We start from the raw sequence: 14356 nt of genomic DNA on the forward strand, positions 1-14356 counted from the left end.
CCGGGCGTGTCCCGCGCCCTCGGAACGGTCCGGTCCGGCCGGTTCTCGGGTCCCCCTGACGGGCGAACGTGGGGGACGATGGGTCCATGACCGAGGTGTCCTCCCTCACCGGGCGACTGCTGGTGGCCACACCCGCCCTCGCGGATCCGAACTTCGACCGGACGGTGGTCCTGCTGCTCGACCACGACGAGCAGGGCTCCCTGGGCGTCGTCCTCAACCGGCCCACCCCGGTGGGCGTGGCCGACATCCTCGAACCCTGGGCGCCGTTGGCCGGTTCCCCCGGGGTGGTGTTCCAGGGCGGGCCGGTGGCCCTGGACTCGGCGCTCGGCGTCGCGGTGATCCCCGGCGCGGACGGCCCGCTGGGCTGGCGGCGGGTGCACGGGGCGATCGGCCTGGTGGACCTGGAGGCGCCGCCCGAACTGCTGGCGGCGGCGCTCGGGGCGCTGCGGATCTTCGCCGGGTACGCGGGCTGGGGCCCCGGGCAGCTGGAGGCGGAGATCACGGACGGGGCCTGGTACGTCGTGGAGTCCGAACCGGGCGACCTCGCGCACCCCGACCCGGAGTCGCTGTGGCGGGCGGTGCTGCGCCGTCAGCCGGGCCGGTTGGCCTTCCTGGCCACCTGGCCCGAGGACCCGGGCCTGAACTGAGCCCGGACCCCGAGCCCCGGAGCCCGAGCCCCGGACCCTGTGGGCCGCCGGGTCGGGCCCGGGATCGGTACCCTTTCGACATGAGCACTCTTGAGCCCGATCGCGGGACAGGCACGGGAACCCTGGTCGAGCCGACGCCGCAGGTCTCCCACGGCGACGGCGACCACGAGCGCTTCGCCCACTACGTCCAGAAGGACAAGATCATGGCGAGTGCGCTCGACGGCACCCCCGTCGTCGCGCTGTGCGGGAAGGTCTGGGTCCCGGGTCGCGACCCGAAGAAGTACCCGGTCTGCCCCATGTGCAAGGAGATCTACGAGTCGATGGGCCCCGGCGGCGACCAGGGCAAGGACGGCGGCAAGGGCGGCAAGTAGCCCGCCGTCGCCTCCCGACCCCCCGGTTCGTCCGTCCCGTCGACCCGCTCACCGGCCGTCCGCGCTCCCCGCGCGGGCGGCCGGCGGCGTGTCGGGGTCGAGCGGGGGTCGGACGCGGCTCGGACGCGGGTCGGGCGGGAGGCGCGGCCCGGTCGGGCGCCGTCGAGCGCGGGCGGGTCCTCGGCGGGGCCTTGGTCCCGGGGTGGGCGTCCGTCGGTCCCGAGGGCGCCGGGGCCCCCGATCCGGTCCCTCCGGCCCGGGTGTGCGCACCCCGTTCCGTACTAAGGTCTGGACCACTTGGTCGTGGTGTGCCGTGTGCGCGGCGCCCCCGCGGCCTCGTACGTCGACCGCAATCGACCGCACACCGGTGAAGGGACGCGCACGCGCCATGGACCTCATACCCGAGCCCCGCTCCGTCGAGACCACCCCGTCGAACACCCCTCAGGCCGACTGGGTCCCGCACGACCCGGCCCTCCTCGCCCCCGCCGGCACCGAGCGCACCGCGGCCTGGCTGCGCCGCGAACTCGGCGCCGCCCTCGGCTGGCCCCTGCTCCCGCCCACCGCCCCCGGCGGCGAGCGGATCGAGCTGGACCTCGACCCGGCCCTCGCCGAGGCCGACGGGCCCGAGGCGTACGAACTGACCGTCACCGCGACCGGCGCCCGGATCGTCGGCGGCGGCCCCGCCGGCCTGTTCTGGGGCGCCCAGACCCTGCGTCAGCTCCTCGGCCCCGACGCCCACCGCAAGGCCCCCGTGCGCCGGCCCGCCGCCGAGCGGCCCCGGATCGCGCCGCTCGTGGTCCGCGACCGGCCCCGGCTGGCCTGGCGCGGGCTGATGCTGGACGTGGCCCGGCACTTCATGCCCGTGGCCGACGTGCTGCACCACATCGACGTGCTCGCCGCCCACAAACTCAACGTGCTGCACCTGCACCTGACCGACGACCAGGGCTGGCGCGTCGAGATCCGCCGGCACCCCCGGCTCACCGAGATCGGCTCCTGGCGCCCGCGCAGCCGCTGGGGCCACCGGGCCTCGCCGCTGTGGAACGACACCCCGCACGGCGGGTTCTACACCCAGGACGACATCCGCGAGATCGTCTCCTACGCCGCCGAGCGCCACATCCGCGTGGTGCCCGAGATCGACGTCCCCGGCCACTCCCAGGCCGCGATCGCCGCCTACCCCGAACTCGGCAACACCGACGTGGTGGACACCGCCGCGCTCGGCGTGTGGGACGACTGGGGCATCACCGAGAACGTCCTCGCCCCCACCGACGCCGTGGTCCGCTTCTACGAGGAGGTCTTCGAGGAGATCCTCGAACTCTTCCCCGTCGAGACCTCCCCCTTCGTGCACGTCGGCGGCGACGAGTGCCCCAAGGCCCAGTGGAAGGCGTCCCCGACCGCGCAGGCCCGCATCGCCGAACTCGGCGTCGGCGACGAGGACGGCCTCCAGTCCTGGTTCATCCGCCACTTCGACGGCTGGCTCGCCGCCCGCGGCCGCCGCCTGATCGGCTGGGACGAGATCCTGGAGGGCGGCCTCGCCCCCGGCGCCACCGTCTCCTCCTGGCGCGGCTACGCGGGCGGGATCGCCGCCGCCGAATCCGGGCACGACGTGGTCATGTGCCCCGAACAGCACGTGTACTTCGACCACCGGCAGGACGGCGGACCCGACGAGCCCATGCCCATCGGCTACGTCCGCTCCCTGGAGGACGTCTACCGCTTCGAGCCGATCCCCGAGGGCCTGAGCCCGGAGGCCGCCGCGCACGTGCTGGGCGCCCAGGCCAACGTGTGGACCGAGGTGATGGAGAACCGGAACCGCGTGGACTACCAGGTGCACCCCCGGCTCGCCGCCTTCGCCGAGGTCGTCTGGTCCGAGCTCCCCGAGCCCTCGCAACGGGACTTCGGCGCCTTCGCGGCCCGCGTGGAACGCGGCCATCTGCCCCGGCTGGACGCCCTCGGCGTCGACTACCGGCCGCAGGGCGGCCCGCTGCCCCGACAGCGCCGCCCCGGAGTCCAGGGCCGGCCGATCGAGGGCACCCCGCCCAAGCGCTGACCCCCGCCCGGGCCCCACCGGCCCGGCAACCGGAACGCTCCCGGCAACTGCCCGCATCGGGGGAGGAATCCGGCCAATCCCGTGACCTGCGGAGGACCCCGGAGCCCACCCCGCCGCGACGCCCGCACCCGCCCGAAGACCCGGGCGGGTGCGGGCGACCTGCGCGTCGGGAGGTCCGGAAGATGTGCCAGAGTTGCCACGTCCGGGCCCTGAGCACGTACCGTACGGCGGAAAGGCGACAGGGTGGTCGACAACCGATCGGATGCCGACACCCCGGGACCGGACATCGGGAAGGGGCAGACGGGCTTGACCATGCACGCACCGCAGTCGGCGCAGTCGGTGACCATGCCGACCACGCTGGACGAGGCCGTGGCGGCGCTGGCCGCCATGCCCGCCGCCGTGCCGGTCGCCGGCGGCACCGACCTCATGGCCGCCGTCAACGCCGGCCACATGAGACCGGCCGGCCTCGTCGGACTCTCCCGCATCAGCGAGATCCGCGGCTGGCAGTACCAGGACGGGCACGCCCTCCTCGGCGCCGGACTCACCCACGCCCGGATGGGCCGGCCCGACTTCGCCGCCCTCATCCCCGGCCTGGCCTCCGCCGCCCGCGCCGCCGGCCCCCCGCAGATCCGCAACGCCGGCACCCTCGGCGGCAACATCGCCTCCGCCGCCCCCACCGGCGACACCCTCCCCGTCCTCGCCGCCCTCGAAGCCGTCCTCGTCATCGCCGGCCCCGGCGGCACCCGCCGCGAGACGCCCGTCTCCCACCTCCTCGCCGGCCGCGAGATGATCGGCCCCGGCGAACTCATCGGCCACGTCCGCGTCCCCCTCCTGCACGCCCCCCAGGTCTTCCTCAAGGCGGGCGCGCGCACCGGGCCCGGACGCGCCGTCGCCTCCGTCGGCCTGGTCCTCGACCCCGCGCGCCGGGGCGTGCGCTGCGCCATCGGCGCCGTCGCCCCCATGCCCCTGCGCCCCGTGGAGGCCGAGGTCTGGGTGGCCTCCCTCATCGACTGGGACGGCGACCGGCGACTGGCCCCCGAGGCCCTGGCGGCCTTCGGCGAGTACGTGGCCGCCGCCTGCGTCCCCGACCAGGGCGACCCCGTCCCGGCCGGGGTGATCCACTTGCGGCGCACGGTCTCCGTGCTCGCGCGCCGAGCCCTGGGAAGGGCCCTGACCTCATGAGCGGAAACGAGAACGTGAGCGGTACACGGCACGGCGACGGGGGACAGGGCCGGGGCACGGGCCACGAGGCCGGCCCCGGCGAGCACGACTGGGAACGGGAGAACGGCCACGACGGCCGCGACCCCTACCGCACCCACGAGCAGGGCTGGGACCAGCCGCACGGGGGCGGTTGGGCCCCCGAGCCCGACCCCATGACCGGCGGTCACGGCGTGCCCCACCAGGCGCAGGGCCAGGGACAGGCGCAGGGCGGGTGGGGCTGGCAGCCCGTGCCGCAGGGCGGCGAGTACGACTCCGACGCCACCGCCTTCGTCGCCCTCACCCCCGAGATGCTCGACGCCGCCGGCCTCGGCGAACCCCTCGCCGCGCCCGGCCACGGCTACACCCCGCCCACCATCGCGCCCCCGGTCGTGCCCGTCACCTCCGTCGGCTCCGGCGGCACCACCGACCCCACCGCCACCGGCACCTTCACCCTGCCGACCGGCTGGGCCGACCAGGCGGGCGGCCTCGACCCCTCCCTCGTCGCCGGCCTCGGCGGCCCGGGCGTCGGCGGACCCGGCGTCGGCGCCCCCGAACAGGCCGCGCCCGCGCCCGCCGTGCCCCGCGCGCCCATCCCCGCCCTGATCCCGCTGCCGCCGCTGGACGAGGACGAGCCCGTCGGCCAGGCCGCCGTCGCCCCCGCCCCGCCCCGCGAGACCCACGCCCCGGCCCCCGCCGACTGGCCGCAGCCGCACGAGGTGCGGCACGACGCGCGCCACGAGGTCCCGGACGACGCGGGCGAGGGCCCCGGCACCGCCGAATGGCACTTCCCCGAGGCCCACGAACCCTGGAACGCGCCCCAAGCGCCGGCGCACGCGCCGGGCCCGGAAGGACACCCCGGGGCCCCGGCCGGCGACTGGAACGAACCGCACCCCTACCCGGCGCCCGCCGCCGAGTTCGACGGCGTGCGCGCCTACGCCCCCGCCGCCCCCCACGAAGGCCCCGGCTCCACCCTGGGCGACGGCGAACGCCTCGCCCCCGCCGGCCACGGGCCCGAGCCCTCCGACCCGCACGCGCGGGCCCCGCAGGAGGGCCCCGGCTCCACCCTCGGCGACGGCGGACGCCTCGCCCCCGCCGGCCACGGGCCCGACCCGCTCGGCGGCAGCGGCGGCAGCCTCGGCGGCCACGGACTGCCCTACCGGCCCGAGTTCGACGTGCCCGACCACGACCCGTCCGCCACCCGCGCGGCCGAGACGCCCGCCGGCCCGCCGCCGGGCGCCAACCGGGGCCGGGTCCTGGGCGGTCCCGGCGTCGGCGTGCCCGAGGGGGCCGCGCCGGAGGCGCCGGGCGCCCCGGTCCGCGAGAGCCGCGAGGAACACGTCAACGAGGCGACCCAGCGGCTCGGCATCATCACCCTGCCGATCCCCGGCGCCGCCCCCGCGCCGGCCCGCGAGCCCGCGCCGCGACCGGAGGCCGGCCCCGGCCCGGACGCCGCCGCCGGACACCCGCACCCCGGCGCCCTCGCCCCGGGCGACACCTTCGGCCACGGCCTGACCCTGCTGCCCGACCCGGCCCCCGAGCCGGCCGAGGCCCCGGAGGCCACCGAGGCCGCCCTGGAGCCGGCCGCCGAGCCGACCCCGGCGCACGAACACGAGCCCGCGCGGGAGCACGAGCACGCGCACGAGGCCGCGTTCGCGCCGGAGCCGGCCACCGAGTCCGCGGCGGCCACCGCGCCGGACGCCGAGACCGCGCCGGAGCGGGCGCCGGACGCCGAGACCGCGCCCGAGCCCGCCGTGCGCCTGACCGTCGTGCCGCCCGTCCCCGAGGACCTCCCCGCGCTCGCGCCCGCCGAGGAGCCCGCGTACGCGCCCGAGACGCCGGCCGCCGCCTCCTGGGAGCCCCACGACCTCCACGAGCCCCACGAGGCCCCCGGCCCCCGTGAGCACCTCGAACACCCCACCGCCTCCTACGTGCTGCGCGTCAACGGCGCCGACCGGCCCGTCACCGGCGCCTGGATCGGCGAGTCCCTCCTCTACGTGCTGCGCGAACGCCTCGGCCTCGCCGGCGCCAAGGACGGCTGCTCCCAGGGCGAGTGCGGGGCCTGCGCCGTGCAGGTCGACGGCCGGCTCGTCAACTCCTGCCTCGTGCCCGCCGCCACCACCGCCGGCAGCGAGGTCCGCACCGTCGAGGGGCTGGCCGCCGACGGCGAGCTCTCCGACGTGCAACGCGCCCTGTGCCGCTCCGACGCCGTCCAGTGCGGCTTCTGCGTCCCCGGCATGGCCATGACCATCCACGACCTCCTGGAGGGCAACCACGCCCCCGGGGACCTGGAGACCCGCCAGGCCCTCTGCGGCAACCTCTGCCGCTGCTCCGGCTACAGCGGCGCCCTCAACGCCGTCCGCGAGGTCGTCGCCGAACGCGCCGAGACCGCCCGCGCCGCCGACGCCGCCGCCGACGAGGCCCGCATCCCGCACCAGGCACCCCCCGGCGAAGGCGGCGTCCACCCGCAGCCCGGGCAGCCCTTCCCGCCGCACGACGGAGGCATCGCGTGACCCCGCCCGACGCCGCCACGGCCACCGCGGCCACCCCCACGAGCGACTCCCCGGAGGCCCGGATGCCGCGCGGCATCGGACAGTCCGTCCCCCCGGTCGACACCCGGGCCAAGGCCGAGGGCACCTTCCCCTACGCCTCCGACCTGTGGGCCGAGGGCCTGCTGTGGGCCGCCGTGCTGCGCTCCCCGCACGCCCACGCCCGGATCCTGTCCGTGGACACCTCCGGCGCCCGCGAGATGCCCGGCGTCCGCGCCGTCGTCACCCACACCGACATCCCCGGCGCCGGCACCCACGGCCGGCGCGTCGCCGACCGGCCCGTCTTCGCCCACGACGTGGTCCGCCACCACGGCGAACCCATCGCCGCCGTCGCCGCCGACCACCCCGACACCGCCCGCCTCGCCGCCGCCGCCATCGTCGTCGAATACGAGATCCTCGACGCCGTCACCGACCCCGAACAGGCATTCGGCGCCCCGCCGCTGCACCCCGACGGCAACGTCATCCGCCACATCCCGCTCCGCTACGGAGACCCCGACGTCGTCGGCGAGGTCATCGTCGAGGGCGTCTACCGGATCGGCCGCCAGGACCCCGCGCCCATCGGCGCCGAGGCCACCCTCGCCGTCCCCCGCCCCGACGGCGGCGTCGAGATCCACACCGGCTCCACCGACCCGCACGGCGACCGCGACCTCGCCGCCGCCTGCCTCGGCCTCGAACCCGACCGCGTCAAGATCGTCGTCACCGGCGTGCCCGGCGCCACCGCCGACCGCGAGGACGCCGCCTTCCAGATCCCCCCCGCCCTCCTCGCGCTGCGCACCGGCTGCCCCGTCAAACTCGTCGCCACCCGCGAGGAGTCCTTCCTCGGGCACCCGCACCGCCACCCCACCCTGCTGCGCTACCGGCACCACGCCGACGCCGAGGGCCGCCTCGTCAAGGTCGAGGCCCAGATCCTCATGGACGCCGGCGCCCACGCCGACTCCTCCTCCGAATCCCTCGCCGCCGCCGTCGCCTTCGCCTGCGGCCCCTACGTCGTCCCGCACGCCTTCGTCGAGGGCTGGGCCGTGCGCACCAACAACCCGCCCTCCGGCCACGTGCGCGGCGAGGGCGCCCTCCAGGTCTGCGCCGCCTACGAGGGCCAGATGGACAAGCTCGCCACCGCCCTCGGCCTCGACGGCGCCGAACTGCGCATGCGCAACGTCCTGGCCACCGGCGACCTGCTGCCCACCGGCCAGACCGTCACCTGCCCCGCGCCCGTCGCCGAACTCCTGCGCGCCGTCCGCGACACCGAACTCCCCGCCCTGCCCAAGGACGACCCCACCGAGGAATGGCTGCTGCCCGGCGGCCCCACCGGCGCCGGCGAACCCACCGCCGTCCGACGCGGCGTCGGCTACGGCCTCGGCATGGTCCACATGCTCGGCGCCGAGGGCACCGACGAGGTCTCCACCGCCACCGTCAAGGTCGTCGACGGGGTCGCCACCGTCATCTGCGCCGCCGTCGACACCGGCCAGGGCTTCGCCACCCTCGCCCGCCAGATCGTCCAGGAGGTCCTCGGCGTCGACGAGGTCCACTGCGCCCCCGTCGACACCGACCAGCCGCCCGCCGGCCCCGCCGCCCACGGCCGGCACACCTGGGTCTCCGGCGGCGCCGTCGAACGCGCCGCGAAGATGGTCCGCACCCAACTCCTCCAGCCGATGGCCGCCAAACTCGGCATGTCCATCGAACTGCTCCGCGTCACCGACGGCCGCATCACCTCCTACGACGGCGCGTTCTCCACCACCGTCGCCGAGGCCCTCGACGGCAAGGAACTCTGGGCCACCGCCCAGTGCCGCCCCCACCCCACCGAACCCCTGGACGAGAACGGCCAGGGCGACGCCTTCGTCGGCCTCGCGTTCTGCGCGATCCGCGCCGTCGTCGACGTGGACATCGAACTCGGCACCACCCGCGTCGTCGAACTCGCCGTCGCCCAGGACGTCGGCCGCGTCCTCAACCCCGCCCGCCTCGCCGCCCGCATCGAGGCCGGCGTCACCCAGGGCGTCGGCGCGGCCCTCACCGAGAGCCTGCGCTCCACCGGCGGCGTCCTGCGCCACCCCGACCTCACCGGCTACGCCCTGCCCACCGCCCTGGACGCCCCCGCCGTGCGGATCGTCAAACTCGTCGAGGAACGCGACGTGGTCGCCCCCTTCGGCGCCAAGGCCGCCAGCGCCGTGCCCGTGGTCACCACCCCCGCCGCCATCGCCTCCGCCGTCCGCGCCGCGACCGGCCGCAAGGTCCACCGCCTGCCCATCCGCCCCTCGGCCATCGTCGCCCCCCTCCCGCCCCAGACCCCCTGACGGCGGGCGGCGGGCGGCGGGCGGCCGGCGGGACCGGGCCGGGGCCGGCCGGGCGCCCCGGGGCAACGCAGAACGCCCCGCCCGGGACCCTGGGGTCCCGAACGGGGCGTTCACTCGAAGCCGTGACCGGAATCGAACCGGCGTATCCCGCTTTGCAGGTTTGCGGGCGCCCCGGGGGCCTCGATCCGGCATCGTTCAGGACCGTTCACCGAGGGCCCCGGCCCGCGCGCCCGTACGCCGGCGAACGGCGGCGGTCGGGGGTGAATGAGACGGAAACTGAGACGGGCGTGGCCGGTGTTCGAACGGCCCGAAGCGCCGATGAGACTGTTCGACACCGCTCAAATTTGAACGATGCGCGATGACGGAACCCCTGGGCGACCCCCCCAGAGAGAGCACACCGCAACGTTACGGTGTGGCCCCCTGTTACGGCCCGGCGGAGTGATCCGCTGCCGGACACCAGCGAGAACCTCAAGGCACTCAGCACCTGCCCCGACTCAAGAGGAGCCCCCCGTGCCACCGGCTATCCCTCTCGTCCACCGAACCGGGCCCCGCTACCCTGGCGAGCAGATGCCGCCGACAAGGGAGTGTGCGCCGAGGATGGGACCCAAGACGCAGAGGGTCTACGAGACGATCCACTCGTGGATCGAGAACGGCCGCTATGCGCCCGGCGAGAAGCTCCCGTCCGAGCGGACGCTTAGCGCGGAGCTGGAGATCGGCCGTACGGCCCTCCGGCAGGTCCTTCAGCGCCTGGCGACCGAGCGCCTCATCAAGGCCCACGACCGCAGTTCCTACCGCGTCCTCGGCGGCGGCCCCGTCCAGACGCCTCCCGAGGGCGAACCCTGGCGCGTGGGCAACCGCCGGCACATCTACGAGAACCGGTGGGTCACCCTCGACCTGGTCGACGTGGAGCCCCCCGGCGTCGAGCCCTTCGACCACCACGTCGTCCTCCTGCACCACGTCGCCGTCACGGCCGTGGTGGACGACCAGGACCGCGTCCTCATGCTGTGGCGATACCGGTTCGTCCCCAACCAGTGGGGCTGGGAGCTGCCCGGCGGCATCGTGGACGCCGGCGAGGACCCGGCGACCACGGCCGTCCGTGAGACCGAAGAGGAAACGGGGTGGCGACCGGCCTCCGTCGAGCGGATCGCCAACTATCAACCGATGATCGGAATGGTCGACTCGCCGCACGAGATCTTTGTGGGGCGGGGGGCAGTCAAGGTCGGGGACCCGACCGACGCCGAGGAAGCCGGTGAAGTCGCCTGGATCCCTCTGGACGACATCCCCCGGCTCATGGCCGACGGAAAGCTGATGGGCTCGGGCACCCTCGTGGCCTTGCTCCACCTCTTGGCGGAGCGCTCTACAGCCGGTCGATGAGCAGGTCGATCCTCCGCCGGTGCCGCACGGACCCGGTCCGTGTGGTGATCGTCCGGGCCTTCTGGAGCTGAACGCGCGCGTCGTCGATCTCCCCCCGGGCCAGATGCCCTTGGGCGAGGTCGACGTGCTGGCCGGCGGAGGCCCGAACGAACTCGGCGTCGGCTCCCGCGAGCGCGTCGTACACCGCGCCCATCGCCTCCGAGTCCCCGAGCAGGGTCAGTACGTTGCCCCGCCAGCGAGCGAGATGACCGCTGTTCAGGAAGATGCTGGCCATGTCGGGATCCCGTGCCTCGTCCTCGTCCGGCAGAAGGCTCGCGGCCCGGTCCAGCGCCTGCCGGGCCTCGTCCTCTATCCCGGGCACACCCGCACACAGCTCGGCCTCTGCTGCTGCCAACCAGCTCCGGAGCCGCGGCGACTGACGATCGGCGTGCGTCTGCTGGGCGTCCCGGATCAGTTCGATGCCGAGGGCGCCGCGCCCGGCGTCGAGAAGGACGTACGCCTGCTCGCCCTTCGCGTGGGCGAGGTACATGGGGGAGTCCGCGTCGAGCGCGGCGCGCTTGGCCAGCTCGTAGTTGCGCCAGGCCCGGTCCACGGAGCCCGAGTCGAGAGCCTGCCAGGCCGCGAGCGTCGCAGCTCCGGCCAGCGCCTCGGCCACGGGACGCCGGGCGCTCGGCAGGACCGTGAAGGTCAGGGCCTCTTCGAGGGCGCTCAGGTGCCCCGACATTTGGTCGACCAGCACGGCCGCGCCCATGCGCCGATCCATCGTGCGGAGCAGCTCCGTCTGCGCCAAGAACGTCTCCACCATGGACGAACTGACGCCGGCCGCTGAGTCGATCCTGCTGAGCAGGTCGTCGTAGGCGTCGACCGTCGGCAGGACCAGCGCGGCAGGCTGCTCGCGCAACTCGGCGTCCGTGACCCCGAGCAGCGGGCGGAGCAGCGCGGCGTACTTGTCCGACAGGGGGCGCCGGTTGTTCTCCCACTCCGAGACGTAGACCTTCAAGCTGGTGCGCGCCGCCACCGGGACGCGGCGCTGTTCTGCGTACCGGATGAGCTCGGCGATGAGCCGTTCCTGAGACCAACCGCGGGTGGTGCGGGCCTCTCGTAAGCCCATGGCGTTCCCTGCCTCTCACTGAGCTAACCCCATTACCGCAGGTCAGAGCTGGTTAACACCGGCGAGGTTAACCCCCCGGTGACTGCACGCGCAGCCCTCTCGCGAGATTTCCTCGACCTGTCACCAACGACGCGACCCTCAAGGGGGGTTGCAATCTGGTGCGCACCAGATGCATGCTTCTGGTGCGCACCAGAAGGCCGCAAGGCCGGATGGTGAAGCACGCCGATGGGGCCCTTCTTTGGGCTGCCCGGGAACAACAACTCCACAGCGTGATTCACCGCAGAACTCCCGATCGTGACCGTGCCGGTCGGGGCGAGTGGAGACCAGCCGCCTGAGAGTGGGCCCCCTTCACACCGGGGTCCTACAACCCGAATGGGAGCGACGCCAGCGGCTCTAAAGAACGATCCGGCACACCTTGAAACTGCGACCTCAGACCCACGAGCACGGGACCGCACTCGTGGCGAGCAGCGCCGGATCAACGCCCAGTCCCACCCCTTCCCGGACCACCCCCTCCCGGAGGTTCCGATGAGTCGCTTACGACTGTGGGCCCCTGCCGCCGCTGGACCGGCGCGGTGGGGAGTGCCCGCCTGAGTCACCCCCGTTCCGCAGCCGGTTGCTGCGGCGGTTGCCTCTCCGGCCCGGCCACCCTCTTGCGGGGTGTCCGGGCCGGGGTGTGGGGAGCCGGATCTCCTGCTCTGCCCTCGTGAAACGAGCGCGGACCCCGGCGCGTCAACGCCGGGGTCCGCTGTACGAGGGCCTGCTTCCTGGACTAGAGGAGCACACCCCCTATGAAGATGATCGACGTGGTGCTGGATCCCGTTACGGGGGAGGTCTACGGACCGGAGCCCACCGACGCGGACCTGGCCGCGATCGACGCCGAACAGTCGGTGCCGCTCGCGGACGTGGACCTGTTGGACGTGCGGATCGCGTTGGCGGACCGCCCGACGCTGACCCTGTTGGACGCCCGCCGGGTCCGGCGGGCCCACCGCCGTGTGCTGGCCGCGCGCCGGGCCGCCGCGAACGCGGTGCTGGGCGGTGCGGCATGAGCCACCGCGCTTACCTGGCCATCGTCACCGGCCGCTGGGAGATCTACATCATCGGCCCCGGCTGCGACCAGCCGGAGGGCGTCCCCGAGCACCGGTTCGCGTCGGCAACGGTCCGGCCGTCCCGCACGGAGCGCCTGGCCGCGATCACCGCGCTCGGGTTCGAACCGACCGGCGCCGAGCGCTGGTCCTGGCGCGAGAGCGACGTACCCCCCAACGACCTGACCGGCGTCCTCGCCGTCCGCCCTCGTGGTGAGGGGACGGGCCGGTGAGCGCGCCGGAGCCCCGCAAGTTGGGATGGCCGCAGTGGGTGGTACTGGCCGCAGCGATGGTGCCGATGCTGGGTGTCGGCGCCGCCGGCGGGATCGGCACCTACTCCAACATCAAGGCCGCCTACAGTGAGGGGACGGCGCTCGGCGCGGTCGCCGCCGGTGAGGGCGCCACGGCCGTCTTGGCGCTGCTCATGCTCGGTGTGACGATGCTGGGCCAGGCCACCCCGACGATGGTGCGGGTCGGCTTGTGGGCCCTGCCGGCGGCCGGGTCGGTGATGGGCGCGATGTCGGCCCCGGACCTGGCCCGGACCGTGATCTACGCGATCACCCCGATGGGCATGGTGGCCGCCGCCGAGGGTTTGGCGTTCCTGGCCCGCAGGATCGTGGTTCACACCGCCGGCCGTGACGCCGACGCCGAGGCCCGCGCCGCCGCCCTGACCCGCCGTCTCGCCTACCACTGGGCGCGGGCTGCCAACCATCCCGACGCCAAGCTTCGCAGGTACTCGGAGCGGGCCGCGTGGCGTCTGGCGCGCCGGGTCGGCACGGGCGACACGGACCTGGGTGACCGGCTCGTCACGGTCCAACGCGACCGCGTCCAGGAGGGCGCGGACGGGGCGTTGGCCGCGATGTTCGCCCTGCCCGTCACGCTCCCGGATTTCACCGTCACGACCGCCGTGACGGCCCTGCCCCCGACCGCTCCCGACCTTCCCGGATTCCTAGAGGTCGACACGGCCCGTCACGCCGAGGACACGCAGGTCACACCCGGAATCGCCCCCGAGCAGCCCGCCGTCGACACGGCCGTCACGCTCCCCGTGACGGAGGCCGTGACGCCCGTCGACGAACCCTCCGCCGCCGAGGTCGAACCGATGGTGTGGACGGTGGAGGATCAGGCGTGGTTGGACCGTGAGGAGCCGCCCGTGCCGGGTGTGACGCTCACCGACGGACAGATCGTGACGGTCCTTCGCCACCTGCGCGACCGCACCACCCCGCCCTCCTCCTACCGCGACGCCGCCACCGCCTACCGCGACGCCGGCTACGTCGGATCCGAGGCCCGGCTCCGCGCCGCCTGGGCCGCCCTCACCCACCCCCACCCCGGTACCGAGGGGAGCACCCCGTGACCCTGCACCTCGTCCGCTCCGGCGGACCGATCCCGATCAGCCCCGTCGACAAGGGCCCCGCCCCCGTCGCCTGGCAGACCCAGGGCATCTGCGCGCAGACCGACCCCGACCTCTGGTTCTCCGACGAGCCCGCCGAACGGAACGCCGCGCGCTGGCTGTGCAAGGACTACTGCCCGGTCCGCGCCCTCTGCCTGGAGGCCGCCCTCGGGCAGGACACCCGGCACGGCATCTGGGCCGGGTACTCCGTCCGCCAGCTCCGCACCCTCCGCAAGGCCCGCGCCGCCGACCTCCCGGACGCCGCTCCTCTCGACACGCCCACCGCCGCCTGAAGGGGATTTCCCG

The 14356-nt window shown here is 75.0% G+C and carries 12 protein-coding genes; 11 read left to right on the forward strand and 1 reads right to left on the reverse strand.

What is annotated here, in order from left to right; translation table 11 throughout:
* Positions 1-86: 86 nt before the first annotated feature.
* From ACN20G_RS16540 to ACN20G_RS16570, 7 genes are all read left to right on the forward strand, one after another.
* The gene (locus tag ACN20G_RS16540) at positions 87-647 is read left to right on the forward strand and encodes a YqgE/AlgH family protein (protein WP_424213556.1); all 561 of its coding nucleotides are present in this window, start codon (positions 87-89) and stop codon (positions 645-647) included.
* A gap of 80 nt (positions 648-727) precedes the next feature.
* Positions 728-1018: a DUF3039 domain-containing protein gene (locus tag ACN20G_RS16545; RefSeq protein ID WP_424213557.1), complete on the forward strand. Its 291-nt coding sequence runs from the start codon at positions 728-730 to the stop codon at positions 1016-1018.
* Positions 1019-1406: 388 nt separating this feature from the next.
* Positions 1407-3062, forward strand: coding sequence for a beta-N-acetylhexosaminidase (locus tag ACN20G_RS16550; protein ID WP_424213558.1), 1656 nt, complete (start codon positions 1407-1409; stop codon positions 3060-3062).
* Between the two features lie 306 nt (positions 3063-3368).
* Positions 3369-4244 (forward strand): FAD binding domain-containing protein, encoded by an 876-nt coding sequence (locus ACN20G_RS16555; RefSeq protein ID WP_424213559.1) that lies wholly within the window; start codon positions 3369-3371, stop codon positions 4242-4244.
* Positions 4241-6772, forward strand: coding sequence for a 2Fe-2S iron-sulfur cluster-binding protein (locus tag ACN20G_RS16560; protein WP_424213560.1), 2532 nt, complete (start codon positions 4241-4243; stop codon positions 6770-6772). Before ACN20G_RS16555 ends, ACN20G_RS16560 begins: the two co-directional genes overlap by 4 nt.
* Positions 6773-6834: 62 nt before the next feature.
* Positions 6835-9096, forward strand: coding sequence for a xanthine dehydrogenase family protein molybdopterin-binding subunit (locus ACN20G_RS16565; RefSeq protein ID WP_424215541.1), 2262 nt, complete (start codon positions 6835-6837; stop codon positions 9094-9096).
* A 597-nt stretch (positions 9097-9693) separates the two neighbouring features.
* Positions 9694-10470, forward strand: a complete 777-nt coding sequence (locus ACN20G_RS16570) for an NUDIX domain-containing protein (protein ID WP_424213561.1) — start codon at positions 9694-9696, stop codon at positions 10468-10470.
* On the opposite strand, the gene ACN20G_RS16575 is transcribed toward ACN20G_RS16570, so the two are convergent.
* Complete coding sequence (locus tag ACN20G_RS16575) at positions 10454-11581, reverse strand: helix-turn-helix domain-containing protein (protein WP_424213562.1); 1128 nt, start codon at positions 11579-11581, stop codon at positions 10454-10456. The genes ACN20G_RS16570 and ACN20G_RS16575 overlap by 17 nt on opposite strands.
* A 788-nt stretch (positions 11582-12369) precedes the next feature.
* Between ACN20G_RS16575 and ACN20G_RS16580 the strand changes: the two genes are divergently transcribed.
* The 4 genes from ACN20G_RS16580 to ACN20G_RS16595 are packed head-to-tail and all read left to right on the forward strand — an operon-like array spanning position 12370 to position 14343.
* Entirely contained in the window at positions 12370-12627 is a 258-nt protein-coding gene (locus tag ACN20G_RS16580; protein WP_424213563.1) for a DUF6284 family protein, read from the forward strand.
* Positions 12624-12896 (forward strand): DUF6303 family protein, encoded by a 273-nt coding sequence (locus tag ACN20G_RS16585; protein WP_424213564.1) that lies wholly within the window; start codon positions 12624-12626, stop codon positions 12894-12896. The genes ACN20G_RS16580 and ACN20G_RS16585 overlap by 4 nt, the downstream gene beginning before the upstream one ends.
* Positions 12893-14014 carry a hypothetical protein gene (locus ACN20G_RS16590; protein ID WP_424213565.1) on the forward strand — a complete coding sequence of 374 codons (1122 nt, stop codon included), beginning with the start codon at positions 12893-12895 and terminating at the stop codon, positions 14012-14014. The genes ACN20G_RS16585 and ACN20G_RS16590 overlap by 4 nt, the downstream gene beginning before the upstream one ends.
* Positions 14011-14343 carry a WhiB family transcriptional regulator gene (locus ACN20G_RS16595; protein ID WP_424213566.1) on the forward strand — a complete coding sequence of 111 codons (333 nt, stop codon included), beginning with the start codon at positions 14011-14013 and terminating at the stop codon, positions 14341-14343. Before ACN20G_RS16590 ends, ACN20G_RS16595 begins: the two co-directional genes overlap by 4 nt.
* Positions 14344-14356 lie beyond the last annotated feature (13 nt).

This window comes from Streptomyces dryopteridis (assembly GCF_049606955.1).
In the GTDB taxonomy this organism is placed as follows: Bacteria; Actinomycetota; Actinomycetes; order Streptomycetales; family Streptomycetaceae; genus Streptomyces.

What these genes read in the sequence shown, in the direction of transcription:
- ACN20G_RS16575 (WP_424213562.1), bottom strand. Translation starts at nt 11,581, where the DNA reads ATGGGCTTACGAGAGGCCCGCACCACCCGCGGTTGGTCTCAGGAACGG.
- ACN20G_RS16550 (WP_424213558.1), top strand. Translation starts at nt 1,407, where the DNA reads ATGGACCTCATACCCGAGCCCCGCTCCGTCGAGACCACCCCGTCGAAC.
- ACN20G_RS16560 (WP_424213560.1), top strand. Translation starts at nt 4,241, where the DNA reads ATGAGCGGAAACGAGAACGTGAGCGGTACACGGCACGGCGACGGGGGA.
- ACN20G_RS16570 (WP_424213561.1), top strand. Translation starts at nt 9,694, where the DNA reads ATGGGACCCAAGACGCAGAGGGTCTACGAGACGATCCACTCGTGGATC.
- ACN20G_RS16565 (WP_424215541.1), top strand. Translation starts at nt 6,835, where the DNA reads ATGCCGCGCGGCATCGGACAGTCCGTCCCCCCGGTCGACACCCGGGCC.
- ACN20G_RS16585 (WP_424213564.1), top strand. Translation starts at nt 12,624, where the DNA reads ATGAGCCACCGCGCTTACCTGGCCATCGTCACCGGCCGCTGGGAGATC.
- ACN20G_RS16580 (WP_424213563.1), top strand. Translation starts at nt 12,370, where the DNA reads ATGAAGATGATCGACGTGGTGCTGGATCCCGTTACGGGGGAGGTCTAC.
- ACN20G_RS16540 (WP_424213556.1), top strand. Translation starts at nt 87, where the DNA reads ATGACCGAGGTGTCCTCCCTCACCGGGCGACTGCTGGTGGCCACACCC.
- ACN20G_RS16545 (WP_424213557.1), top strand. Translation starts at nt 728, where the DNA reads ATGAGCACTCTTGAGCCCGATCGCGGGACAGGCACGGGAACCCTGGTC.